Source organism: Pontimicrobium aquaticum (assembly GCF_005047595.1).
Lineage (GTDB): Bacteria > Bacteroidota > Bacteroidia > Flavobacteriales > Flavobacteriaceae > Pontimicrobium > Pontimicrobium aquaticum.
Genome location: NZ_SUPL01000001.1, coordinates 588,446 through 611,686 on the forward strand (window position 1 = coordinate 588,446; position 23,241 = coordinate 611,686).

A 23,241-nucleotide genomic window follows, 5' to 3' on the forward strand; every position below is an offset into this window, starting at 1 on the left:
GAGCCAAGAATTTTTCTGAAACTTTTTCGGAGTGACTTTTAACACCTTAAAATAATGAAAACAATAATAAGTTTATTAGTAACAATCGTAGCATTTGGCTACGTAGAAGCACAAGACATTCAATACGTTAATGCAGAAAACGGATTAATTGTAAGAGAAAAACCAAGCCAAGGCGCCATTAAAGTTGGTATGTTAGATTATGGAACAGCTATAGAAATTACCGAACACACCAATTTAAAACTCGACGTTGTCGATGGTGGCACAAAACTTACTGGTGAATGGGTAAAAGTAAGAGGTATTGACGCTTACGAATTCTTTGAAGAAGGCTATGTTTTTAATGGTTATTTAACCGAAGAAAAACTGGAAAAACGCTTTAAGGCAAGCTATGATGAATTCACAGTAACTATTGAAGGCATCTTAGAAAAAGAGAGCAGGAAAGATGACATAAATCCTGATTTTGATGGCGTGTTGTTTTACAAGTTGAATGATGATGAAACTTTAGAAGGCAAAACAGTTAGGGTAAAACATCATCAAGAATTTAGAACTATTGAAGTATTCCAAAAGCATGAAAACAGTATCGCTATTTCTGATGATAAATCGCATTGCGATATTATTAACTGGCAACACTACTATTCTAGTTGGAAGCCTTTAAAAACCATTTCCAGCAATAAAAAGTTTGAAGCTTTACCAATTTCAGAAAAAGAAGCAAGCAGGTTTATTGATGTTGATATTGATGAGCTAAAAACAGTTGTAAACGATGCTTGTGGCGAAACTTGGAGTGAAGCTATAAAAGATGTTACCTCTTTGAATGACTATCCTACGAAAATTGTGGTAAGCAAAATGTATTTACGCATTTTAATGACAGATATTGATGGCTATAAAACAGAGAAGATAATTATCTTTGAAGTACCACTTAATAGTCAAACAAAAAAAGAGTCTTATGCAAAACTTTAAGCCATACTACGCAGTAATATTTACATCCACTTTAACTCAAAAGAATGAAGACTATAGTGAGATGGCACAAAAAATGGAAGATTTAGCCAAAACCCAATCTGGGTTTTTGGGTATTGATAGTGCACGAGAAGATGTAGGTATTACTGTGAGTTATTGGGAAAGTTTAGAGGCTATAAAAACATGGAAACAACATTCAGAGCATTTAATAGCACAACAAAAAGGACGTGAGCAATGGTACAGTTGGTACAACACTAGAATCTGCAAAGTAGAACGTGAATATGAGTTTAACAATATATAAACTTCCTTCCCTATTTTAGGGAAGGTGGATTTAATTCTTTTAGTAGAATTAAATTCGGAAGGGTAAAATCATAAAAGAATGAGTAAAACCCATAATCAAAGACATCTTGAAGAGCGCAGGAAAGAACTTAGAAAGAACCTAACTCCTGCCGAAGCGACCTTATGGAAATCATTACAAAGAAAACAACTAAAAGGAAGAAAATTTAGAAGGCAACACAGTATTCAAAATTTTATAGTTGATTTTTATTGCGCTTCTGAGGGATTAATAGTAGAACTCGATGGCGCTGTTCATTTAGATTTTGCGCAACAAAATTATGATTTGGAAAGAACTGAAATACTTGAAAACCTTGGACTTAAAGTAATTCGGTTTGAAAATCGGTTGATATTTGAACATTTATCCGAAGTATTAGAAGAAATTATCTGTCATTTTAAAACCACCTCGTCTTCTGAATAAAAATTCAGAAGCCACTCCTCCTCTCTAAGGAGGAGAGTTATATAAATAAATATTAATTGGAAGAATTCCTTCCCTATTTTAGGTAAGGTGTCACGAAATGACGGAAGAGTTATGAATAAAATAATAAGCTACATAAAACGTAACAAAATAAAATCAGTAGTAGTAACAATACTGCTGATTGCTTATTATTTCTGTTTGCCAAAACAACTTTTTACAGATCCTACAGCAACCGTTATTGAGAGTCGTGATGGTGAATTGCTTGGTGCTATTATTGCTAAAGATGGTCAGTGGCGATTTCCACATAACGACAGTATTCCAGAGAAATTTAAAGAATGCTTACTCCTATTTGAAGATGAATACTTTTACAAACATCCTGGATTTAATCCAGTGTCTATTTATAAAGCCTTAAGAGACAATATAAGTTCTGGTGAAGTGAAACGAGGCGGAAGCACACTCACTCAACAAACCATACGTCTGTCTCGAAAAGGAAAGTCAAGAACTTACACTGAAAAATTTAAAGAGATTATCCTTGCAACAAGGCTTGAATTAAGATATTCCAAAGACAACATTTTAGCTTACTACACAAGTAATGCGCCTTTTGGTGGTAACGTTGTTGGACTCGACGCAGCCTCATGGCGTTATTTTAATAGGAATGCTAACGATTTGTCTTGGGCGGAAAGTGCTACACTTGCCGTATTACCTAATGCACCCAGCTTGATTTATCCTGGAAAAAACCACGAGCGTTTACTCAAAAAAAGAAATGCACTTCTTGAAAAACTATTGAAAAACGAGGTCATAGATTCTTTAACCTATGATTTATCAATTCTAGAAGAATTACCTCAAAAACCCTATCCTTTACCGCAAATTGCACCTCATTTATTGCAAAATGTTGCCAAAAGCAATTATGGTAAACGCATTAAAACAACCATCAAAAAACAGGTGCAAGAGCAAACTAATGTCATTGTAAAAAATCATCATCATCAATTACGCCAAAACGAAATTCATAACATTGCTGTTTTGGTTTTAGATGTCAACACACGAAAAGTGGTGTCGTATGTTGGCAATGCGCCAACCGATAAAACACATCAAAATGCAGTAGATGTCATAACCAAACCACGAAGTACAGGAAGCATTTTAAAACCCTTTTTATATGCTGCTATGTTAGATGCTGGCGATTTGTTGCCAAACACTTTAGTGCCAGACGTACCAACACAATTTGGAAGTTACAATCCGCAAAACTATAGTAAGGAATTTGATGGTGCTGTCACTGCCAAACGTGCTTTAGCTCGTTCGCTCAATGTGCCTTCAGTGAGATTACTACAACAGTTTGGTTTGGACAGATTCTACTATTATCTCAAGCAATTAAAATTAAAAGACATAAAAAAGAACGCCAATCATTATGGTTTATCCTTAATTCTTGGTGGTGCCGAAAGTAATCTTTGGGATTTATGCAAAAGCTATGCTGCTATGGCTGGAACCGTTAATCATTTCAATGAAAACTCAAGTCAGTATTATACAAATGAGTTTTTAGAGCCTACTTTTTTTGCAGATGCAGAAGTAGATTTTGGTAACCTCAATAATGAAAAAACCATTTTTGATGCAGCTTCTATTTACCTCACGTTTGAAAGTATGAAAGAAGTCAACAGACCTGAAGGCGACGAAAACTGGCAGTTCTTTGACTCCTCTAAACAAATAGCTTGGAAAACAGGAACTAGTTTTGGTTTTCGAGATGCTTGGGCCATTGGTGTGACAAAAGATTATGTCGTTGGTGTTTGGGTTGGCAATGCAGATGGTGAAGGTCGTCCAGGATTGGTTGGTGTGCAAACTGCTGCGCCTATTTTATTTGATGTGTTTGATATATTGCCACATAGCGACTGGTTTAGTAAGCCTTTTGATGAAATGCAAGAAGTAGCCGTTTGCTCCAAAAGTGGTTATAGAGCGTCGCCTAATTGCAGGGATACTGAACAGAAATTCATTCAATTGAGTGGCTTAAAAACCAAACCTTGTCCTTATCATATCTTAGTACATTTAGATGCTTCTGAACAATATCAAGTGAATTCCTCTTGTGAATCTTTGGATAATATTAAAAACGTTTCTTGGTTTGTATTACCGCCTTTAATGGAATATTATTACAAGTCTAAAAACCCGTTTTATAAACCCTTACCTCCTTACAAAAGCGATTGTATAACAAAAGGCTCTACTACCATGCAGTTCATTTATCCTAAACAATCTGGCAAATTCTTTTTACCTAAGGATTTTGATGGAAATACCAATGAGCTTATTTTAAAAATTGCTCACTCAAAACCAGAAACAACCGTTTTTTGGTATCTGGATGACAATTTTATTGGAAGCACAAAAGTCATTCATGAACTTGCTATTTTGCCTGAAATTGGAAAACATGTCATTACTGTGGTTGATGAACTTGGCAATGAAGCCAAACGTCGTATTGAGATTTCGGAATAATTATCTCAACGGAAGTCCTTTTCCTGCCCACCATGGGTGTATTTCTATCACTAAGCGACCAGCTTTTACCATGGGATCAGCATTGGCTAAACTATCTGCCATTTCTAAGGTTGGAACATTGTAAATAGTGATCCCTCTAATATCACCATCGTCACCAAAAGGGCCTGAAATATCAGCATAACCCAATTCATACATTTTTGCTAAATGTGCTAAATGCGCCGATTGAAGTTTACTAGCTTCTTCTTCAGATTGTGACCGATTTGGTCCAGACTTTAAAAAGGCCATAAAGTATTGTTGCATCAAGGTAGTATCTTTGGTTTTTTCATCTACATAATCAAACACCTGAAAGCCTTTTGCAATAAGCGCTTCTTTTAATGCTTTGTTAGACTTTTCTATTGTTTCAAGAGGTTGTTCTGCGACTTCAACAGTATCTTTCGTTTCCGTTTTGCATGCAATAATCGCCAAAAGAATTGCTAAACTAAAAATGACTTTTTTCATTGGTACCAAGTATTATATGGTTGTTTACTTAATTGCGAATTATAATATTTTATGTCTCCCGTCACTTCTTCTCCTAGCCACTCTGGTTTTGTAAAGGTTTCATCTTCTGATTGTAATTCTACTTCAGCGACTACCAGTCCTTCATTGTCTCCAAAAAATTCATCGACTTCAAAAATATGATGGTTAACTTTAACTTCATAACGTATTTTATCAATAACTCCTTTCTCGCAAAACTCCAATAATGCATTTGCATCGTTTTTTGAAATCTCTTTTTCCCATTCAAAACGCGATAAACCATCATTAGATGAAAGTCCTTTTACAGTTAAAATGCCTTTGTCGTCTTTAAGCCTTACTCTAACGGTTCGTTCAGGGTCACGATTTAAAAACCCTTGAATGATTCTATGTTTTTGATGCGCTTCGGCTTTAAAAGCATCTGATATAACCAAAAATTTGCGTTCTATTTCTATCATTTAAATTGAATAAGAAATCCTAAATTTACGCTATGCCAAACGATTTACCAATAAGAAAAATTATTCATGTTGATATGGACGCTTTTTATGCATCTGTAGAGCAAATGGACAATCCTGAACTTAAAGGTAAACCACTCGCTGTTGGTGGTGGTGGCAAACGAGGTGTTATAAGTGCTGCGAGTTATGAAGCTCGACAATTTGGCGTTAAAAGTGCTATGTCTGGTAACTTAGCCATTAAATTGTGTCCTGAACTTATTTTTGTAAAACCTAATTTTGAACGCTACACCAAAATTTCTAAACAAATAAGAAAGATCTTTCATGATTATACCGATTTGGTAGAACCACTATCATTAGACGAAGCCTACTTAGATGTGACAAAAAACAAAAAAGGCAACCCAAGTGCCTCATTAATTGCCAAAGAAATAAGGCAACGCATTTTTGATGAAGTTGGCTTAACTGCTTCCGCAGGTATTAGCATTAATAAGTTTGTGGCAAAAATTGCGAGTGATTACAATAAACCTAACGGACAAAAAACCGTAAACCCTGAAGACGTTTTGGAATTTTTAGAGCAATTGGATATCAGGAAGTTTTATGGTATTGGTAAAGTAACTGCTGAAAAGATGTACCAAAAAGGTATTTTTACAGGAAAAGATTTAAAAGCAAAATCGGCTGACTATTTAGAAGCACATTTTGGAAAATCTGGAAAGTCTTATTACTACATTGTTCGAGGTATTCATAACAGTGAAGTGAAACCACATCGCACAAGAAAATCGTTAGCTGCCGAGCGCACCTTTTATGAAAACTTAACTAGCGAAGTGTTTATGATTAAAAAATTAGAGCACATTGCCAAAGAAGTTGCTAAACGATTATCTAAAAGTAAAGTGGCTGGAAAAACCGTGACGCTAAAAATAAAATACAGCGATTTTACCTTACAAACACGAAGCAGAACCTTGCCTTATTATGTGAGTGATAAAGACATTATCCTAGATGCTGCAAAAAACTTGTTGTATCAAGACACCTTAAAAGAATCGGTTAGGTTATTGGGCATTTCAATATCAAATTTAAACACACAATCCATCTACGCTAAAGCTTCGATGGACAAAGAAAGCGTGAGTGTACAGTTAAAGTTTGAGTTTTAGGTATTTGACATTGTAAGAAAAAACACCTAACTTCGTTTAACAGTCGATAAACTTCAATTAAAACTGAATTTATCTTAACATTGTGTGCAATGCAAAAATGAAAAAAATGAAAAAAATAATCGGAATTTTAATTATAAGTTTATATATAAATTCTTGTGAAGAAAAACCTGTAATAAGTTCAAAATCTGAATTTTATACTGACTCTATTTATAGTAAATATTTGAGTGAATATCGAAAACATAATATTTATTTACCAAATGGGTTTAATAGTAAAAAAAAATACCCAATTCTATATGCAACCGATGGTGGTGAAATAAAAGAGAACAATTTTTATAAAAGAACATTAGATTCATTGATCGACAATCGAATCATTAATCCAATGATTATGATTTTAAGTCATTCTAATAATAAAGTTGCTGACAGTGTTGACATGGGTAATGGAAAGAAATTCTATTTAACATTTAGAAATTATGAATATGCTAATGATATTGCATCTATCAGTGAGGATTCATTATTAAAAAATAAGTTTAAAAACCATATGTTATACTTTAATGATGAATTAATCCTTAAAGTAGAAAATGAATTGAACCAAAACCCAAATAAAAAAGACAGATATTTTTATGGGACTTCTAATGGCGCAGGTTTTGGGTTAAATTTATTAAACAAACACCCAAACAAAATTGGAACCTATCTTTGTTTTTCAGTATTCGGAGGAGATATTCAATCGAAAACATGGAAAAACAATGTTTATTATCCTAAATTATATTTAAGATACGGTAATAAAGAAGATATTTCTCTCAAAAAAGATGCGGAATTTTTAAAACTAAAATATAAAGAATTGAATTTATATGCTGATATCAGCGATTTTGAAGGTGGACACGACTCAAATAAATGGAATGAAATATTTACTGAAATGATTAGTAAAATATTTACGACTGAATGAAGCACTGCTCACAACAATGGCTATAATTCATTGTGGTTTTGTGCCACACCAAAATAAAAGTATAAATCAACGGCTGATTTCTCAGCGGAATAATCCTGCGGATGATTCCACAACGAAATCATAGCCGAGACCGTTAAACGAACATCTAAAAACTACAACTTGTAATTTCAGTAACACGTAAAGTGTTTACCATGCCTTTGTCTTGTATTGGCATTGCCGCTAAACTAATAAGCATATCGCCTTCTTCTAAATACCCTTTTTTGCAAGCAATGGCATTTACATCTTCAATAGTTTCATCGGTACTTACAAACTTATCATAATAAAATGCCTTAACTCCCCAAAGCAAACTAAGTTGTGTTAAGATGCTTTTATTAGAAGTAAATACTAAAATGTGTGCGTCTGGTCGCCATGCCGAAATTTGAAACGCCGTATAACCACTATTGGTTAATGTAGAAATGGCTTTGGCATTTATCTCGTTAGCCATATTGGCCGCGTGATAACAAATAGACTTTGTTATATATCTGTTGGTGCGAATATGTGGTGGCTCTTGAGGTACTGTAATTAAATGTGAATCTTCTACGCTTTTAATAATGTTAGACATTTGCCTAATAACTTGTACTGGATAACTACCAACTGAGGTTTCGCCAGATAACATCACAGCATCGGCGCCATCCATAACCGAATTGGCTACATCGTTTACTTCAGCTCTTGTAGGCGTTAAACTGTTAATCATAGTTTCCATCATTTGTGTAGCAATAATAACAGGGATTCTTGCTTTTTTTGCTCGTAATACCAACTGTTTTTGAATCAGTGGAACTTCTTCAGCTGGAATTTCTACACCTAAATCACCACGTGCCACCATTAAACCATCGCAATATGCTACAATCTTATCTATATTCTCAACAGCTTCAGGCTTTTCTATTTTAGCAATGATTGGAATTTTATGGTCGCTATGTTCTTTAATCAATTCTTCCAGTTGCATTAAATCTTCGGCATGACGTACAAATGATAAGGCCATCCAATCTACACGTTGCTCAATAGCAAAAATGGCATCTTTAATATCCTTTTCGGTTAAAGCTGGTTGTGAAATGTTGGTATTTGGAAGGTTGACTCCCTTTTTCGATTTTAATGGACCTCCTTGAATGACTTTAGCTGTAACCTCGTTTTTTTTATTTGTTGAAACGACTTCGAATATTAATTTGCCATCATCTAGTAATATGTGTTCTCCTGGTTTGGCATCTTGAGGAAATTTGTCGTACGTCATATACACACGGTCTTTGGTGCCTTCAAATCTTTTCCCAGTGGCAAAAATTATTTGGTCTCCTTCATTGACAATTACATCTGATTGCATTTTACCAACACGTAACTTAGGACCTTGTAAATCTCCTAAAATAGCTGCATTATAACCAAACTCATCATTCAATTCTCTAATAAGTTTAATTCGTCTCTTTACATCTTCGTAATTGGCATGCGAGAAATTTATGCGAAACACATTTACACCTTCATCGAGCATTGCTTTTAGTGTTTCTTTTTTGTTTGTTGCAGGACCTAAGGTTGCAACTATTTTGGTTTTTTTTCTTTTATTGGCCATTAATTAAAAATTAAATTGTCCTTAGATTTTAGTTGAGAAACATTAATACTAAACACAGCTGCCACCTGAGGCATTTCTTGAATTTTGTGAATAATTGCTCTTTCGTTTATAAAATTTCCATCATTGTTAATCTTTAGCAAATAATTCACCTTTTTATATTCTGGAATTAAATTATGGGTTCTTAATATTTTGTTTTGTGTTTCAAATAATGATCCAGAACTAGCCATACTATCTTCTTCCTTTTTACAAACATTAGAAACTAGATTCCAAATGGTTTGCTGGTTTTTATCTTTCCATTCATAAATTGGAAAGGATGATGCTGTGTATTGAACATCTATATCTTGCTGTTTTCTTTGTAAACTTATTTGAAGCTGTTTGTTTAAAAGATAGGCAATACGATAATCCTCAAGGGTACAATGAATTGCTAACAGAGAATACGTTTCAATATCAAAATCATCAACAAGTAACTTGTGTAATGCCATAATGCTTAAATTATGAAATGTAAATATAGCATTTTAACACTATAATTGTTTACTGTTTATTATAACTTAACAATAAAATAGTATGAAAAACACGGTAGTCTTGGTACTAAGTTAGATAGCTCTAGATATTTTTTCTTGTAAAGCAAAAAATGCGCGCTTGGACGCTTTTTCCTCGGCTTTCTTTTTAGAAGTTGCTCTTGCTTTAGCGATTACTTTGTTATTTATAGATAATTTTACTGAGAAGTGTTTTAACTGGTCGTTTCCTGTATCTTCGTAAACGTTGTAATTAAAATTTTTCTTTTCTTTTTGGCACCACTCAATTAATAAGCTTTTGTAACTAATTACTTTTCCTTCTAGCTTTTCTATATCTACATGCGGAATAATTACTCGCTCATAAATAAACTTTTCGCACATAGAGTAACCTTTATCCAAAAAAATAGCACCTACTAAAGCCTCAAATAAATTACCATGAATATTATTCCCAAAATTATCGGTTGAAATTCTACTTTTAACTAACTCAATAAGATTTAATTCTCTTCCAAGTTCATTTAGATGCTCCCTGCTTACAATTTTAGAGCGCATTTTGGTTAAATAGCCTTCGTCTCCTTGTGGTACTTCGCTAAATAAATGCGACGCAATTACTGCACTAAGCATGGCATCTCCAACAAATTCTAACCGTTCGTAGTTTATTGGGTTCCCATCATCATCACGAATATTCATGGAACGATGGGTAAATGCTTTTTTGTAGAAACTGTGGTTCTTAGTTTGGAAGCCCAATATTTTTTGCAATTGAACAAAAAAATTCCCGCCTTCATCAGAACGGGAATTTCTTTTCAATATGTTACGAATGAAATTCATTCGGGATTTAATCTAATTTCTTGAATAATACACAGGCGTTGTGTCCGCCAAATCCAAAGGTATTACTCATTGCTACTTTAACGTCTTGTTTTTGTGCTTTGTTTAGAATTAAATTTAAATCAGGATCAATATTCTCATCTACTACTGAATGATTTATTGTTGGTGGTATAATACCATGTTCTATTGCAAGAATTGATGCAATAGACTCAATAGCACCTGCGGCACCTAATAAATGACCAGTCATAGACTTGGTAGAATTGATACTAATATTTTTAGCATGATCTCCAAATACTTCTTTTATCGCTTTTAACTCTGCTACATCACCTAAAGGTGTTGATGTGCCATGAGTGTTAATATGATCGACATCAGAAGGAGAAATACCTGCATTCTCTAAACAATTTCTCATTACAGCCATTACGCCAATTCCTTCAGGATGTGGTGCTGTCATATGATACGCGTCAGAAGATAAACCTCCTCCAATAACTTCTGCATAAATTTTAGCACCTCTAGCTTTTGCATGCTCATAATCTTCTAAAATAATAGCTCCTGCTCCTTCGCCTAATACAAACCCATCTCGGGTTGCATCAAATGGTCTAGAAGCTGTTTCAGGACTTTCATTTCTTGTTGACAATGCATGCATTGCATTAAAACCACCCATTCCAGCAATGGTAACTGCGGCTTCACTACCTCCAGTAACTACAACATCACAATGCCCTAACCTAATATAATTAAGCGCATCAATCATTGAGTTTGCCGAAGAAGCACATGCAGATACAGTTGTATAATTAGGCCCCATAAATCCATGCTTAATAGATATGTTTCCTGGTGCAATATCTGCAATCATTTTTGGGATAAAAAATGGATTAAATCTTGGTGTACCATCGCCTTGTGCGAAGTTTAATACTTCGTTCTGGAATGTTTCCAAGCCTCCAATTCCTGCACCCCAAATAACACCTACTCGTAATTTATTTACTTCATCTAGGTTTAGCTTAGCATCGGTAATGGCTTCATCTGAAGCGACCATGGCATACTGTGCAAACCTATCCATTTTACGAGCTTCTTTTCTATCAAGAAAATCGGTAGCGTTAAAGTTTTTTAATTCACAAGCGAACTTAGTTTTGAACTTTTCAGTATCAAAATAAGTTATAGGTGCAGCACCGCTTTTACCATTAATAAGACCATCCCAATATTCCTCTTTGGTATTTCCTATAGGTGTAAGTGCTCCTAAACCTGTAACAACAACTCGCTTTAATTCCATAAATAACTATTAATTATTTTGCGTCTTCAATATATGATACTGCTTGACCTACTGTTGCAATGTTCTCAGCTTGATCATCTGGAATTTGAATATCGAATTCTTTTTCGAACTCCATAATTAATTCTACAGTGTCTAATGAATCTGCTCCTAAGTCGTTAGTGAAGCTAGCTTCTGTTACAACTTCGTTTTCATCAACACCTAATTTGTCTACGATAATCGCTTTTACTCTTGATGCAATGTCTGACATAATCTTTAAATTTTAAGTTTTAATTAGGACGCAAAAATAAAAAACTTTATTTTAAAACGCACCTTTAGTACAAAAATGTGATTGTAATTTAAGGATTTTAACTCTAAGAGTTTTATTTTGCTTCTAATTGTTAATAATTATTCTTTTTTTTGTCCGAATAATAAAAAGGTTGTCTGTAAATGAAACGTATTGTAATCTTTGCCTCCGGAAGTGGATCTAATGCTGAAAATTTAATTAAGTTTTTTCACAACAGAGATGATGTTTCTGTTATTCAAGTATTAACTAACAATCCTCATGCCAAAGTTTTAGATCGATGCAAAAAAATGAATGTAAGTGCTTTATCATTTAACAAAATCGCTTTCTATGATACAAATCATGTGTTAAATCTTTTAAAATCGGTTAAACCAGATTTAATAGTGCTGGCTGGCTTTTTATGGAAGTTCCCTGAAAATATTATTGCCGAATTCCCTAATGAAATAATAAATATCCATCCAGCTTTATTACCAAAATATGGTGGAAAAGGTATGTATGGTATGCATGTTCATAAAGCCGTTGTTGTTAATAAAGAAAAAGAAAGTGGTATTACAATACATTATGTAAATGAAAATTATGATGAAGGCGCTATCATTTTTCAGGCAAAATTTGACATTTTAACTTCAGATTCAGCCGAAGATGTAGCTGCAAAAATTCATGAATTGGAGATGGAGCATTTTCCTAAAGTTGTGGAAAAGATCTTATTGAATACAAACTAAAAGATTTACGTTTTCACGGAAACTAAAAATGAGTAAAAAAAAGAAAAAATATTACACAGTCTGGAAAGGACATCACACAGGGGTTTTTGAGTCTTGGGATGACTGTAAAGCGCAAATCAAAGATTTTCAAGGTGCTCAATATAAATCGTTTGAAACTTTTGATACAGCAAAAAAAGCTTTAAAAGGCAACTACAAGGACTATATTGGTAAAACCAAAAAGTTTAAAAGTGAACTTAGCGAGGAACAGCTTAAAAAAATTGGTCAACCTAATTATAATTCAATTTCAGTAGATGCTGCTTCAAGTGGAAATCCAGGTAAAATGGAATATAGAGGTGTCGATACCAAAACTAAAAAGCAATTGTTTATTCAAGGGCCTTTTGAAGAAGGCACAAATAATATTGGTGAGTTTTTAGCCATTGTACATGGTTTAGCCTTTTTAAAACAAAAAAATAGTAATCGAATTATTTACACAGACTCAAAAACTGCCATGAGTTGGGTTAGAAAAAAAAACTGTAATACAAAATTAGAGCGTAATGATAAAAACGAGGCGCTTTTTCAGTTAGTGGATCGCGCCATTACTTGGTTAAAAACCAACACTTATACAACCACCATTGTGAAATGGGAAACCAAAGCTTGGGGAGAAATTCCTGCCGATTTTGGAAGAAAATAACTGCTTTAAACAACCGCTTTCTTTACTTTTTTTCAGAATAAATTTTACGTAAGTTTGCACTGGATTTTTAAACCACTTTATGAGCAAATTAGTGATTGTTGGAACTGTAGCTTTTGATGCTATTGAAACCCCCTTTGGAAAAACTGATAAAATACTTGGTGGCGCCGCTACTTTTATAGGATTGGCAGCATCTCAATTTCATGTAGATTCTGCTGCTGTGTCTGTTGTTGGAGGTGATTTTCCGAAAAAATATTTAGATCTTCTTGAAGATAAAAACATTGATATTTCAGGAATAGAAATCGTTAAAGACGGTAAAACTTTCTTCTGGAGTGGTTTATATCATAACGATATGAACTCTCGTGACACACTTGCTACAGAGTTAAATGTTTTGGCCGATTTTCAACCTGTAGTTCCTGAAAATTATAAAGATGCTAAAGTAGTTATGTTAGGAAATCTTCATCCATTAACTCAGTTAAGCGTTTTAGAACAAATGCATAAAAAGCCTGAATTAGTTGTATTAGATACTATGAATTTTTGGATGGACAATGCTCTTGATGACTTACATAAAGTGATGAAAAAAATTGACGTTATTACTATTAATGACGAAGAAGCAAGACAACTTACAGGGGAATACTCATTAGTAGTAGCCGCTAGAAAAATACATGACATGGGACCACAATATGTGGTTATTAAAAAAGGAGAACACGGTGCTTTATTGTTTCATGACGACAACGTGTTTTACGCACCGGCACTTCCGTTAGAAGAAGTATTTGACCCAACAGGCGCTGGAGATACTTTTGCTGGAGGATTTGCAGGTTATTTAGCTAAAAGTGACGATCTGTCTTTCGAAAACATGAAAAAGGCAGTTATATATGGTTCGACATTAGCCTCTTTTTGTGTGGAAAAATTTGGTACAGAACGCATGGTAAGTTTAAAAAGCGACGAAGTTTTAAAACGACTTCAGCAATTTAAAGCCTTAACACAATTTGAAATAGAATTAACATAAACCAACGCGCTCAATTTTTGAGCGCGTTTTTATTTAAAATAGCACTTCAATATGCTGGCATATTGAAAACATAAAATTGTCATTCCTGTGAAGACAGGAATCTAAACAAAATATACAATGAGTGACGCTTTAAAACACGAATGTGGGATTGCCCATATTAGACTTTTAAAACCATTAGAGTATTACAAAGAAAAATATGGTAGCGCCTTTTATGGTGTAAACAAAATGTATCTGTTAATGGAAAAGCAACACAATCGTGGTCAAGATGGTGCTGGTTTTGCAAGCATAAAATTAGATACAAAACCTGGAGAAAGGTATATTAGCAGAGTTCGCTCAATACAACAACAACCTATTCAAGATATTTTTGCACAAATAAACGAGCGCATTAATAAAGAGTTTAAAGAAAACCCGGAATATGCTAACGATGTTGCTTTACAAAAACGTCATATTCCATACATTGGAGAGGTACTATTAGGGCATGTTAGGTACGGAACTTTTGGTAAGAATAGCGTAGAAAGTGTACATCCTTTTTTAAGGCAAAACAATTGGATGCACAGAAATTTAATTATGGCAGGTAACTTTAACATGACCAATGTTAAAGAACTTTTTGGAAACCTTGTAGATTTAGGGCAACACCCAAAAGAATACACAGACACCATTACCATCATGGAAAAAGTAGGTCACTTTTTAGATGATGCTGTTAGCAAAATATATAAGAAATTAAAAAAAGAAGGCTATAGTAAAAGTGAATGTTCGCCATTAATTGCTGAACGATTAAACATTGCTAAAATCTTAAGAAGAGCCGCAAAAAACTGGGATGGTGGTTACGCCATGGCAGGTTTAATTGGTCATGGCGATTCATTTGTATTACGTGATCCTGCAGGTATTCGTCCTGCTTACTATTATAAGGACGATGAAGTGGTTGTGGTAGCTTCAGAGCGTCCGGTAATTCAAACCGTGTTTAACGTAGATTTTGATGATGTTAAGGAATTAAATCCAGGGCATGCCATTATTACTAAAAAATCTGGAGAAGTATCAATCAAACAAATTTTAGAACCTTTAGAAAGAAAAGCGTGTTCATTTGAACGTATTTATTTTTCTAGAGGAAGTGATTCTGAAATCTACCAAGAGCGAAAACTACTAGGCAAACTCATTATGCCAAAGGTATTGAAGTCTATTGATAATGATATAAAAAACTCTGTGTTTTCATATATTCCAAATACTGCTGAAACATCTTTTTTCGGAATGATTGAAACGGTTGAAGAATTTTTAAATAAAGAAAAAACCAAAGCTATTTTAAATGGTGGTGGAAAAATGTCGGCAAAAAAAGTTACTGAAATACTTTCTGAACATCCAAGAATAGAAAAAATAGCCATTAAGGATGTGAAATTAAGAACTTTTATTACCGAGGACAGTAGTAGGGACGACCTTGTAGCACACGTTTACGATATTACCTATGGTGTTATTAAACCAGAAGACAACCTAGTTATTATTGACGATAGTATTGTAAGAGGAACTACTTTAAAGAAAAGTATTTTAAAAATGATGGATCGATTACGCCCTAAAAAAATAGTAGTGGTTTCGTCGGCTCCTCAAATTCGTTATCCAGATTGCTATGGTATTGATATGGCAAATCTAGAAAGTCTTGTGGCTTTTAGAGCAGCTTTAGCACTTTTAAAAGATGCTAATAGCTATAGTATCGTTGAAGACGTTTATAAAAAATGTAAAGCTCAAGTAAACTTAGATGATAAAGATGTAGAAAACTTTGTAAAAGAAATATATGCACCTTTTACCGATGAACAACTTTCAGATAAAATATCTGAACTTTTAAGTGATGAGTCTTTAAATGCTGAAGTTAAAATAATCTTTCAATCGGTTGAAAACTTACATAAGGCTTGTCCAAAAAATCTAGGAGATTGGTACTTTACTGGTAATTACCCAACCGTTGGCGGTAATCGAGTGGTTAACAGAGCATTTATTAATTTTTATGAAGGAAATAAAGAGCGTGCATATTAGCGAAAAAATGTGTTTTTCGTCTTTTAATCTATAAAAATAGGTCTTTAAACTAAAAAAAATGCAGTTCGTCTAATATTTATAGGCTTTCACCAAATTACATATACTTTAGTATCACCATAACATAAGTAGGTTAAGTTCATGGTAGATTTGGGGCAAAAAAAGGTGAACTCTCGTTCACCTTTTTTTATGCATATTTCTTACTATCCTAACTTCCTGAAAATAAAAATTTTATCTCTGATTTTTTTTGCTATTTTTCTCCTATCGCTTGATATACGCTGTTTTCCGCAAATCACTGTTAGACTAATTTATAAGTATTTTATCTAATAAATTTAATTATTAGAAATAATCACCCTTATATTTACATCACCATAACATAAGTAGGTTAAGTTTATGGTAGATTTGGGGCAAAAAAGGTGGACACTTCGTTCACCTTTTTTATTTTTATTAAAATATTGTTCTACAAAAAAAGACAACCTTATCAGGTTGCCTTTTTTGAATATTTATAAGCCAGTTCTTATTTAGCTTCTGCATAACGTCTTTCAACTTCATTCCAGTTAATCACATTAAAAAATGCTTCAATATAATCTGGTCTTCGGTTTTGATAATTTAAGTAATAGGCATGCTCCCAAACATCTAGACCTAAAATTGGTGTTCCTTGACATGTTACTCCAGGCATTAATGGGTTATCTTGATTAGGTGTAGAGCAAACCTCAACCTTGCCTCCTTTATGAACACACAACCAAGCCCAACCAGATCCAAACTGAGTTGCTGCTGCTTTACTAAAAGCCTCAACAAAAGCATCTTTTGAACCAAACTCTGCTTCAATTGCATCTTTAAGTTCTCCAGATAAATAACCTTTGCCTTCTGGGTTCATTACCTCCCAAAATAATGAGTGGTTATAAAATCCTCCTCCATTATTTCTAACAGCACTATTACTCATGTCTAAATTTGTTAGAATATCTTCAATAGATTTCCCTTCTAAATCAGTACCAGCTATGGCTGCGTTTAATTTTGTCGTATAACCATTGTGGTGTTTTGAATGATGTATTTCCATCGTGCGTGCATCAATATGGGGCTCTAAAGCATCATATGCATATTTTAATTTCAGTAATTCGAAAGCCATAATTTTAAAGTTTTTATATTAATATTTATTTTCCTATCAAATTTACAATAATGCATTAAGTTTTGTATAATTAAGTTATTAAGTTTCCTTATTTTGGTATAAAAATTTTCTTTTCTTGAGCTCGACCTCTTTTAATATTTACGATGCATCTGCTGGAAGTGGAAAAACCTACACTTTAGTTAAGGAGTATTTAAAAATACTTTTTAAATCGGCTTACAAAGATGTTTATAAAAACATCCTTGCGATAACATTTACCAATAAAGCTGTTGGTGAAATGAAAGAGCGAATAATTGAAACGCTTAAACAGTTTTCTGAAGACACTATTTTAACCGAGCCTAACAGTATGTTTAAAGATCTTTGTAAAGAGCTTAATGTTGCGCCTGAAAAGCTGTCAAAAAAATCTAAGAACATTTTAGAAAGTATTATTCATAATTATGCTGCTTTTGATATTTCAACGATAGACAAGTTCACTCAAAAAGTTATTAGGACTTTTGCCTACGACTTGCATTTACCTTTAAATTTTGAGGTTGAGTTAGACACCGACACGCTTTTGGCCAAAGCTATTGATAATTTAATTGCTAGCGCTGGAACCGAAAAAGAGCTAACCAAAACTTTAATTGACTTTGCTATTGAAAAGGCTGATGATGATAAAAGCTGGGATATTGCCTATGACTTTAATCCGGTTGCAAAATTATTGGTTAACGAAAATCATGTGCCTTATGTCGAGTTGTTAAAAAATAAAACCTTAGATGATTTTAAGAAACTTAAAAAGTATTTACGTAGAGAAATTGAAAATATTAAAGTTGAGATTACGCAGGAAGCACAAAGTACTTTAGAAATGATACATTTATCTGGGGTAAAATATTATGATTTTAGTAGAAGCTCACTTCCAAATCATTTTAAAAAACTTTCTAATGAAGATTTTAGCGTTGCTTTTACTTCTAATTGGCAAAGCGATTTAGTTGAGGGTAACTCTCTATACCCAGGTCGCGTTTCGCAAGATATTGCTACACTAATTGATGGTTTACAAACAAACCTTAGTAAGGTATTTAGTAAAACTAAGCAGTTAATTATTAATTATAACTTCCTGAAAAATATTTATAAAAATGTAACACCGCTTTCGGTACTTAATGAAATAAATAAAGAAGTTCGTAAAATTAAAGAAGAACAAAACTTACTGCTAATTTCAGAGTTTAACTCAATTATTGGTAATCACATTAAAAAGCAACCAGCTCCTTTTATTTATGAGCGTATTGGCGAAAAGTTTAAGCATTATTTTATTGATGAGTTTCAAGACACCTCAAAAATGCAGTGGGAAAATTTAGTACCTCTTCTTGAAAATTCTCTTTCTAGTGAAAACGGAAGCGTTATGCTGGTTGGAGATGCTAAACAAGCCATTTACCGCTGGCGAGGTGGAAAAGCTGAACAGTTTATAGATTTATATAATGGCAATAACAATCCTTTTCATGTAAAAGTTAATAAAGAACATCTTCCTGTAAACTACAGAAGTTACAAAGAGATTGTTAAATTTAACAATGCCTTTTTTAAACATATTTCATCTTTTGTTTTTAGTAATGAGGAATATTCTAAATTATATCAAAACAGTCATCAAGACTGCTATAAAAACCATCAAGGTTTTGTGGATATTACATTATTAGAAATCGATAAAGATGATGACAAAGACATTGAATATCCAATTCAGGTCTTAAAAACAATTACAAACTGTATTGAAAACGGTTTTAAATTAAACGATATTTGTGTACTTGTCAGAAAGAAAAAAGAAGGTGTTGCTGTAGCAAAATACCTTTCAGAAAACGGTATAGACATTATCTCTTCAGAAACTTTACTTATTGGGAATGCTCCAGAGGTTAAGTTTATAATTAATCTTTTAAAATATATTCTTGAACCACAAAATTTAGAAGTTAAGATTGAAGTTATTAGCTATCTTGGAAATAAAAAACTTCAAGTTGATGATATTCATGCTTTTTACAAAAAACTTATAAATCTAGATGTTGGTGCTTTTTTTGTAGAATGTAGCCATTTAGGGTTTAATTTTAATTATTCCGAAGCATTACAAACTGCAGTTTATGAGGTTATAGAGGCTATAATTTATGGTTTTAACCTTAACAAAACCTCCAATGCATATTTACAGTTTTTTCTAGATTTTACTTTAGATTATGAAAATAAAAAGAACTCTAATTTAACCGACTTTATAGCACATTTTGAAACCAAAAAAGAATCCTTAACAATAGTGTCTCCTGAGGGTCAAAATGCAGTTAAAATAATGACCATACATAAGTCTAAAGGCTTAGAGTTTCCTGTTGTTATTTTTCCTTATGCCGACTTAAACATTTACAAAGAAAATAGTCCCAAAATATGGTTTCCTTTAGATCCTGAAAGCTTTCAAGGATTTCCAATAGCATACATAAATTATAATAAAAATATTGATGCTATAAATGAGGTTGGAGAAGCGCTCTATACGCAACATCAATCAGAGTTAGAGTTAGATAATATCAATCTCCTATACGTAGCTCTAACAAGACCTGTTGAGCAACTGTATATTATTAGCAATAAAACTCAGTCCAATAGGAAAAATGAAACTTTAAATTCTTATAATGATTTATTAATTCATTATTTAAAGCATATAGGTAAATGGGAAGAAAGCAAGTTGAATTATAGTTTTGGAGACCAAAAAAGAGTCGTTTCCAAACATAAAAACCTAGTTATTACTGAAAAACAAAAAATGTTTATCTCTATTCCTAAAAAAAAACATGGAATAAACATAGTTACAACCTCTGGAAACCTCTGGGACACTTCTCAAAAAGAAGCTATTGAACGCGGAAACTTAATTCATGATATGATGTCTCAAATAAAAACCAAAAACGACATAGAAATTACTACAGAAAACTTTATTACATCTGGTGTCATCAATGAAAATCAAGCTGTAGAATTAAAAACGATTGTTGAAAATATTGTAAATCACAATCTAATAGCACACTTGTTTAGTCCAGATGTCACAGTTTATAATGAAAAAGATATTATAACTAAACAAGGCAAAATATGGCGTCCTGATAGAGTTGTCATTAATAAAAATAATGAGGCAACGATTGTCGATTACAAAACTGGCGCACAAGACAGTAATCATCTAGCGCAAATTGAAGACTATAAATATGCTTTAAAGGATATGGGATTTGAAGTAAATAAAGGTGTACTAATTTATACGAATGACACGATAGAAATAAAAGAAGTTTAACTTTGCAAAAAAATACATCATGTACGGAAACATTAAAGAACATTTAGAAAAAGAAATTCAAGATATTAAAGACAATGGTCTTTATAAGGAAGAACGCATAATAACCTCAGCTCAGGGAGCCAAAATAACCTTAAACACAGGTGAAACTGTATTAAACTTTTGTGCCAATAATTATTTAGGACTATCTGCACATCCTGAAGTCATTCAAGCAGCAAAAGACACGATGGATACACACGGTTTTGGAATGTCGTCAGTACGTTTTATCTGCGGAACCCAAGACATACATAAAGAATTAGAGCAAAAAATTGCTGATTTTTATGAAACCGAAGATACTATTCTTTATGCTGCTGCTTTTGATGCTAATGGAGGTGTTTTTGAGCCACTTTTAACTGCTGAAGATGCTATAATTTCAGACTCTCTAAACCATGCATCAATTATTGATGGAGTGCGCTTATGTAAAGCGGCAAGATATCGTTATAAAAATAATGATATGGAAGACCTTGAAAAACAATTAAAAGACGCAAATGCAAATAGTGCTCGCTTTAAAATAATTGTTACGGATGGTGTCTTCTCAATGGATGGTTTAGTAGCTCCTTTAGATGAAATTTGTGATTTAGCTGATAAATACGATGCGTTAGTCATGATTGACGAGTGCCACGCTGCTGGATTTATAGGTAAAACAGGAAGAGGAACACTTGAAGAAAAAGATGTTATGAATCGTATTGATATTATAACAGGAACTCTTGGCAAAGCCTTAGGTGGTGCTATGGGTGGTTACACTACAGGAAAAAAAGAGATTATTGATATGTTGCGTCAACGCTCTAGACCATATTTATTTTCAAACTCTTTAGCACCTGCAATTGTTGGAGCATCTATAAAAGTGTTTGACTTACTTTCAAACGACACATCACTAAGAGATAAACTAGAATGGAACACAAACTACTTTAAAAAAGGTATTAAAAATGCTGGTTTTGATATAGTTGATGGTGACTCAGCTATTGTTCCAGTAATGCTTTATGATGCAAAACTATCTCAAATAATGGCAAACAAACTATTAGAAGAAGGTATTTATGTTATTGGGTTCTTTTTTCCAGTAGTACCAAGGGAAAAAGCAAGAATTAGAGTGCAATTATCGGCAGCTCATGAAAAAGAGCATTTAGACAAAGCTATTGCCGCATTTATTAAAGTAGGAAAAGCCCTTGAAATTGTTTAAAACCTTTATAAATACTAGTGTTTTAATACAAAAAAGTCAATAATTTCCTATATTTGTCTTTGTTAATAAATTTTAACAACTTACTTTTGCTTACAATTAACACTTAAAATTAAAATTATAGAATATGAAAAATCTTAGCAGATTAATGTTCGCTTTGTTGCTAGTAATTGGTTTTAGCAACGTTAACGCACAAGACGAGAATAATCCTTGGCAATTAAGCATAGGGACTAACGCCGTTGATTTTTATCCAGTTGGAGATGGCTCTCCGCTTGGTGGGACTTTTGAAAAATTCTTTGATACAGATCATTGGAATATAAGCCCTACAATTAATTCCTTTTCAGTTTCTAATTATTTAGGAGATAATTTCTCTTTAGGAGCAGTTTTGTCTTTTAACCGAATTAAAAAATTTGGTGATGCTAACATTAATAGCTTAAGCTATTATGGTTTAGACGGTATCATTAAGTATAGCCTTGCTGATGCTTTAAATACAGGTAAATTTGACCCTTTCCTTGCTGTGGGAGGTGGTTATACTTGGGTAGATAAAATTGGAGCAGGGACTGCTAATGGAACATTTGGAATTAATTATTGGTTTAACGATAATATAGGCTTAACAGCTCAATCTAGCTATAAGCATTCTTTTGAAGATTATTTAGCTAAGCATTTTCAACATACTTTTGGAGTTTCTGTTAAGTTTGGAGGTAAAGATACTGATGGTGATGGGATATATGACAAATACGATGCATGTCCTGAAGTTCCTGGTCTAGAAGCTTTCAACGGTTGCCCTGATACTGATGGTGACGGTATTGAAGATTCTAAAGACACTTGCCCTAACGAAGCTGGTTTAGCTGAGTTTAATGGTTGTCCAGATTCTGATGGTGATGGTGTATCAGATAATAATGATAACTGTCCTAATGTTGCTGGTTTAAAATCATTAGCTGGTTGTCCAGATGCTGATGGTGATGGTGTAACAGATAAAGACGATAGATGTCCTAACGAAGCAGGTCCTTCTGCAAACAACGGATGCCCTTGGCCAGATTCTGATGGTGATGGTGTATTAGACAAAGACGATCAATGCCCTAACGAAGCTGGTACTGTTGCTAACAATGGATGCCCAGAAATAGTTGTTCCTACGGTTGAGGTTCAAAACCAATTAACTGAATACGCAAGAACTATTAACTTTAATACAGGTAAATCTTCTTTCAAAAGTGGTACTGAGCCAACATTACAAGCAATTGCTGCTATCTTAAAAGAATATCCTAAAGCTAACTTCACTATTGAAGGTCATACAGACAGTACAGGTGGAGATGCTTTAAACCAAAGATTATCAGAAGCTAGAGCAAATGCAGTTATGGATTACTTAGTAAACAATGGTATTTCTGCCGCTAGATTATCTGCAAAAGGTTATGGTGAAACTATGCCAATAGATTCTAACAGAACTAGAGCTGGTAGAGCTGCAAACAGACGTGTTGAAGTAAAACTTGCAAACATGTAAGAGATAAAATATAATTCAAATTATATAACAAAAAACGCTTCGAAATTTCGAAGCGTTTTTTA

General features: G+C 33.3%; 21 protein-coding genes. 13 read left to right on the forward strand and 8 right to left on the reverse strand.

From position 1 onward, the window contains the following. The first annotated feature begins 54 nt into the window (after positions 1 to 54). From E5167_RS02680 to pbpC, 4 genes are all read left to right on the forward strand, one after another. A complete protein-coding gene (locus E5167_RS02680) occupies positions 55 to 954 on the forward strand; it encodes an SH3 domain-containing protein (RefSeq protein ID WP_136840760.1) in 900 nt (299 codons plus the stop codon). Continuing rightward, positions 941 to 1,252: an antibiotic biosynthesis monooxygenase family protein gene (locus tag E5167_RS02685; protein ID WP_136840762.1), complete on the forward strand. Its 312-nt coding sequence runs from the start codon at positions 941 to 943 to the stop codon at positions 1,250 to 1,252. Before E5167_RS02680 ends, E5167_RS02685 begins: the two co-directional genes overlap by 14 nt. A 78-nt stretch (positions 1,253 to 1,330) precedes the next feature. Further along, positions 1,331 to 1,705 carry an endonuclease domain-containing protein gene (locus E5167_RS02690; protein WP_136840764.1) on the forward strand — a complete coding sequence of 125 codons (375 nt, stop codon included), beginning with the start codon at positions 1,331 to 1,333 and terminating at the stop codon, positions 1,703 to 1,705. A 111-nt stretch (positions 1,706 to 1,816) separates the two neighbouring features. Then, the gene (pbpC, locus tag E5167_RS02695; protein WP_136840766.1) at positions 1,817 to 4,168 is read left to right on the forward strand and encodes a penicillin-binding protein 1C; all 2,352 of its coding nucleotides are present in this window, start codon (positions 1,817 to 1,819) and stop codon (positions 4,166 to 4,168) included. On the opposite strand, the gene E5167_RS02700 is transcribed toward pbpC, so the two are convergent. Further along, positions 4,169 to 4,666 (reverse strand): YciI family protein, encoded by a 498-nt coding sequence (locus E5167_RS02700; RefSeq protein WP_136840768.1) that lies wholly within the window; start codon positions 4,664 to 4,666, stop codon positions 4,169 to 4,171. After that, positions 4,663 to 5,136 (reverse strand): CYTH domain-containing protein, encoded by a 474-nt coding sequence (locus tag E5167_RS02705; protein WP_136840770.1) that lies wholly within the window; start codon positions 5,134 to 5,136, stop codon positions 4,663 to 4,665. Before E5167_RS02705 ends, E5167_RS02700 begins: the two co-directional genes overlap by 4 nt. Before the next feature lie 32 nt (positions 5,137 to 5,168). On the opposite strand from E5167_RS02705, the gene dinB reads away from it, so the two are divergent. After that, positions 5,169 to 6,275, forward strand: a complete 1,107-nt coding sequence (dinB, locus tag E5167_RS02710) for a DNA polymerase IV (RefSeq protein ID WP_136840772.1) — start codon at positions 5,169 to 5,171, stop codon at positions 6,273 to 6,275. 106 nt (positions 6,276 to 6,381) lie between these two features. Further along, positions 6,382 to 7,218, forward strand: coding sequence for an alpha/beta hydrolase (locus E5167_RS02715; protein WP_239021928.1), 837 nt, complete (start codon positions 6,382 to 6,384; stop codon positions 7,216 to 7,218). A gap of 145 nt (positions 7,219 to 7,363) precedes the next feature. On the opposite strand, the gene pyk is transcribed toward E5167_RS02715, so the two are convergent. The 5 genes from pyk to E5167_RS02740 all read right to left on the reverse strand — a co-directional run bounded on the left by pyk (position 7,364) and on the right by E5167_RS02740 (position 11,654). Beyond that, positions 7,364 to 8,809 (reverse strand): pyruvate kinase, encoded by a 1,446-nt coding sequence (pyk, locus tag E5167_RS02720; protein ID WP_136840776.1) that lies wholly within the window; start codon positions 8,807 to 8,809, stop codon positions 7,364 to 7,366. Continuing rightward, positions 8,809 to 9,291 carry an IPExxxVDY family protein gene (locus E5167_RS02725; RefSeq protein ID WP_136840778.1) on the reverse strand — a complete coding sequence of 161 codons (483 nt, stop codon included), beginning with the start codon at positions 9,289 to 9,291 and terminating at the stop codon, positions 8,809 to 8,811. The genes pyk and E5167_RS02725 overlap by 1 nt, the downstream gene beginning before the upstream one ends. Before the next feature lie 111 nt (positions 9,292 to 9,402). Continuing rightward, positions 9,403 to 10,149, reverse strand: a complete 747-nt coding sequence (rnc, locus tag E5167_RS02730) for a ribonuclease III (protein ID WP_136840780.1) — start codon at positions 10,147 to 10,149, stop codon at positions 9,403 to 9,405. 7 nt (positions 10,150 to 10,156) lie between these two features. Beyond that, complete coding sequence (gene fabF, locus E5167_RS02735) at positions 10,157 to 11,407, reverse strand: beta-ketoacyl-ACP synthase II (protein WP_136840783.1); 1,251 nt, start codon at positions 11,405 to 11,407, stop codon at positions 10,157 to 10,159. A 13-nt stretch (positions 11,408 to 11,420) separates the two neighbouring features. Next, positions 11,421 to 11,654, reverse strand: coding sequence for an acyl carrier protein (locus E5167_RS02740; protein ID WP_136840785.1), 234 nt, complete (start codon positions 11,652 to 11,654; stop codon positions 11,421 to 11,423). A 179-nt stretch (positions 11,655 to 11,833) separates the two neighbouring features. On the opposite strand from E5167_RS02740, the gene purN reads away from it, so the two are divergent. From purN to E5167_RS02760, 4 genes are all read left to right on the forward strand, one after another. Next, positions 11,834 to 12,406 (forward strand): phosphoribosylglycinamide formyltransferase, encoded by a 573-nt coding sequence (purN, locus tag E5167_RS02745; protein WP_136840787.1) that lies wholly within the window; start codon positions 11,834 to 11,836, stop codon positions 12,404 to 12,406. Positions 12,407 to 12,434: 28 nt separating this feature from the next. Next, the gene (locus E5167_RS02750; RefSeq protein ID WP_136840789.1) at positions 12,435 to 13,076 is read left to right on the forward strand and encodes a ribonuclease H1 domain-containing protein; all 642 of its coding nucleotides are present in this window, start codon (positions 12,435 to 12,437) and stop codon (positions 13,074 to 13,076) included. Between the two features lie 79 nt (positions 13,077 to 13,155). After that, a complete protein-coding gene (locus tag E5167_RS02755; protein WP_136840791.1) occupies positions 13,156 to 14,082 on the forward strand; it encodes a PfkB family carbohydrate kinase in 927 nt (308 codons plus the stop codon). A gap of 117 nt (positions 14,083 to 14,199) precedes the next feature. After that, positions 14,200 to 16,098, forward strand: coding sequence for an amidophosphoribosyltransferase (locus tag E5167_RS02760; protein ID WP_136840793.1), 1,899 nt, complete (start codon positions 14,200 to 14,202; stop codon positions 16,096 to 16,098). Between the two features lie 514 nt (positions 16,099 to 16,612). Here the strand turns inward: E5167_RS02760 and E5167_RS02765 are convergent. Continuing rightward, positions 16,613 to 17,221, reverse strand: coding sequence for a superoxide dismutase (locus E5167_RS02765; RefSeq protein WP_136840794.1), 609 nt, complete (start codon positions 17,219 to 17,221; stop codon positions 16,613 to 16,615). Positions 17,222 to 17,336: 115 nt separating this feature from the next. Here E5167_RS02765 and E5167_RS02770 point away from each other — a divergent pair, with 115 nt between their 5' ends. The 3 genes from E5167_RS02770 to E5167_RS02780 all read left to right on the forward strand — a co-directional run bounded on the left by E5167_RS02770 (position 17,337) and on the right by E5167_RS02780 (position 23,179). Then, a complete protein-coding gene (locus E5167_RS02770) occupies positions 17,337 to 20,474 on the forward strand; it encodes a UvrD-helicase domain-containing protein (RefSeq protein WP_136840796.1) in 3,138 nt (1,045 codons plus the stop codon). 19 nt (positions 20,475 to 20,493) lie between these two features. Beyond that, the gene (kbl, locus tag E5167_RS02775; protein ID WP_136840798.1) at positions 20,494 to 21,687 is read left to right on the forward strand and encodes a glycine C-acetyltransferase; all 1,194 of its coding nucleotides are present in this window, start codon (positions 20,494 to 20,496) and stop codon (positions 21,685 to 21,687) included. 124 nt (positions 21,688 to 21,811) lie between these two features. Continuing rightward, positions 21,812 to 23,179, forward strand: a complete 1,368-nt coding sequence (locus E5167_RS02780) for an OmpA family protein (RefSeq protein WP_136840800.1) — start codon at positions 21,812 to 21,814, stop codon at positions 23,177 to 23,179. Positions 23,180 to 23,241: the final 62 nt, after the last annotated feature.

What these genes read in the sequence shown, in the direction of transcription:
- E5167_RS02680 (WP_136840760.1), top strand. Translation starts at nt 55, where the DNA reads ATGAAAACAATAATAAGTTTATTAGTAACAATCGTAGCATTTGGCTAC.
- E5167_RS02685 (WP_136840762.1), top strand. Translation starts at nt 941, where the DNA reads ATGCAAAACTTTAAGCCATACTACGCAGTAATATTTACATCCACTTTA.
- E5167_RS02690 (WP_136840764.1), top strand. Translation starts at nt 1,331, where the DNA reads ATGAGTAAAACCCATAATCAAAGACATCTTGAAGAGCGCAGGAAAGAA.
- pbpC (WP_136840766.1), top strand. Translation starts at nt 1,817, where the DNA reads ATGAATAAAATAATAAGCTACATAAAACGTAACAAAATAAAATCAGTA.
- E5167_RS02700 (WP_136840768.1), bottom strand. Translation starts at nt 4,666, where the DNA reads ATGAAAAAAGTCATTTTTAGTTTAGCAATTCTTTTGGCGATTATTGCA.
- E5167_RS02705 (WP_136840770.1), bottom strand. Translation starts at nt 5,136, where the DNA reads ATGATAGAAATAGAACGCAAATTTTTGGTTATATCAGATGCTTTTAAA.
- dinB (WP_136840772.1), top strand. Translation starts at nt 5,169, where the DNA reads ATGCCAAACGATTTACCAATAAGAAAAATTATTCATGTTGATATGGAC.
- E5167_RS02715 (WP_239021928.1), top strand. Translation starts at nt 6,382, where the DNA reads ATGAAAAAAATAATCGGAATTTTAATTATAAGTTTATATATAAATTCT.
- pyk (WP_136840776.1), bottom strand. Translation starts at nt 8,809, where the DNA reads ATGGCCAATAAAAGAAAAAAAACCAAAATAGTTGCAACCTTAGGTCCT.
- E5167_RS02725 (WP_136840778.1), bottom strand. Translation starts at nt 9,291, where the DNA reads ATGGCATTACACAAGTTACTTGTTGATGATTTTGATATTGAAACGTAT.
- rnc (WP_136840780.1), bottom strand. Translation starts at nt 10,149, where the DNA reads ATGAATTTCATTCGTAACATATTGAAAAGAAATTCCCGTTCTGATGAA.
- fabF (WP_136840783.1), bottom strand. Translation starts at nt 11,407, where the DNA reads ATGGAATTAAAGCGAGTTGTTGTTACAGGTTTAGGAGCACTTACACCT.
- E5167_RS02740 (WP_136840785.1), bottom strand. Translation starts at nt 11,654, where the DNA reads ATGTCAGACATTGCATCAAGAGTAAAAGCGATTATCGTAGACAAATTA.
- purN (WP_136840787.1), top strand. Translation starts at nt 11,834, where the DNA reads ATGAAACGTATTGTAATCTTTGCCTCCGGAAGTGGATCTAATGCTGAA.
- E5167_RS02750 (WP_136840789.1), top strand. Translation starts at nt 12,435, where the DNA reads ATGAGTAAAAAAAAGAAAAAATATTACACAGTCTGGAAAGGACATCAC.
- E5167_RS02755 (WP_136840791.1), top strand. Translation starts at nt 13,156, where the DNA reads ATGAGCAAATTAGTGATTGTTGGAACTGTAGCTTTTGATGCTATTGAA.
- E5167_RS02760 (WP_136840793.1), top strand. Translation starts at nt 14,200, where the DNA reads ATGAGTGACGCTTTAAAACACGAATGTGGGATTGCCCATATTAGACTT.
- E5167_RS02765 (WP_136840794.1), bottom strand. Translation starts at nt 17,221, where the DNA reads ATGGCTTTCGAATTACTGAAATTAAAATATGCATATGATGCTTTAGAG.
- kbl (WP_136840798.1), top strand. Translation starts at nt 20,494, where the DNA reads ATGTACGGAAACATTAAAGAACATTTAGAAAAAGAAATTCAAGATATT.
- E5167_RS02780 (WP_136840800.1), top strand. Translation starts at nt 21,812, where the DNA reads ATGAAAAATCTTAGCAGATTAATGTTCGCTTTGTTGCTAGTAATTGGT.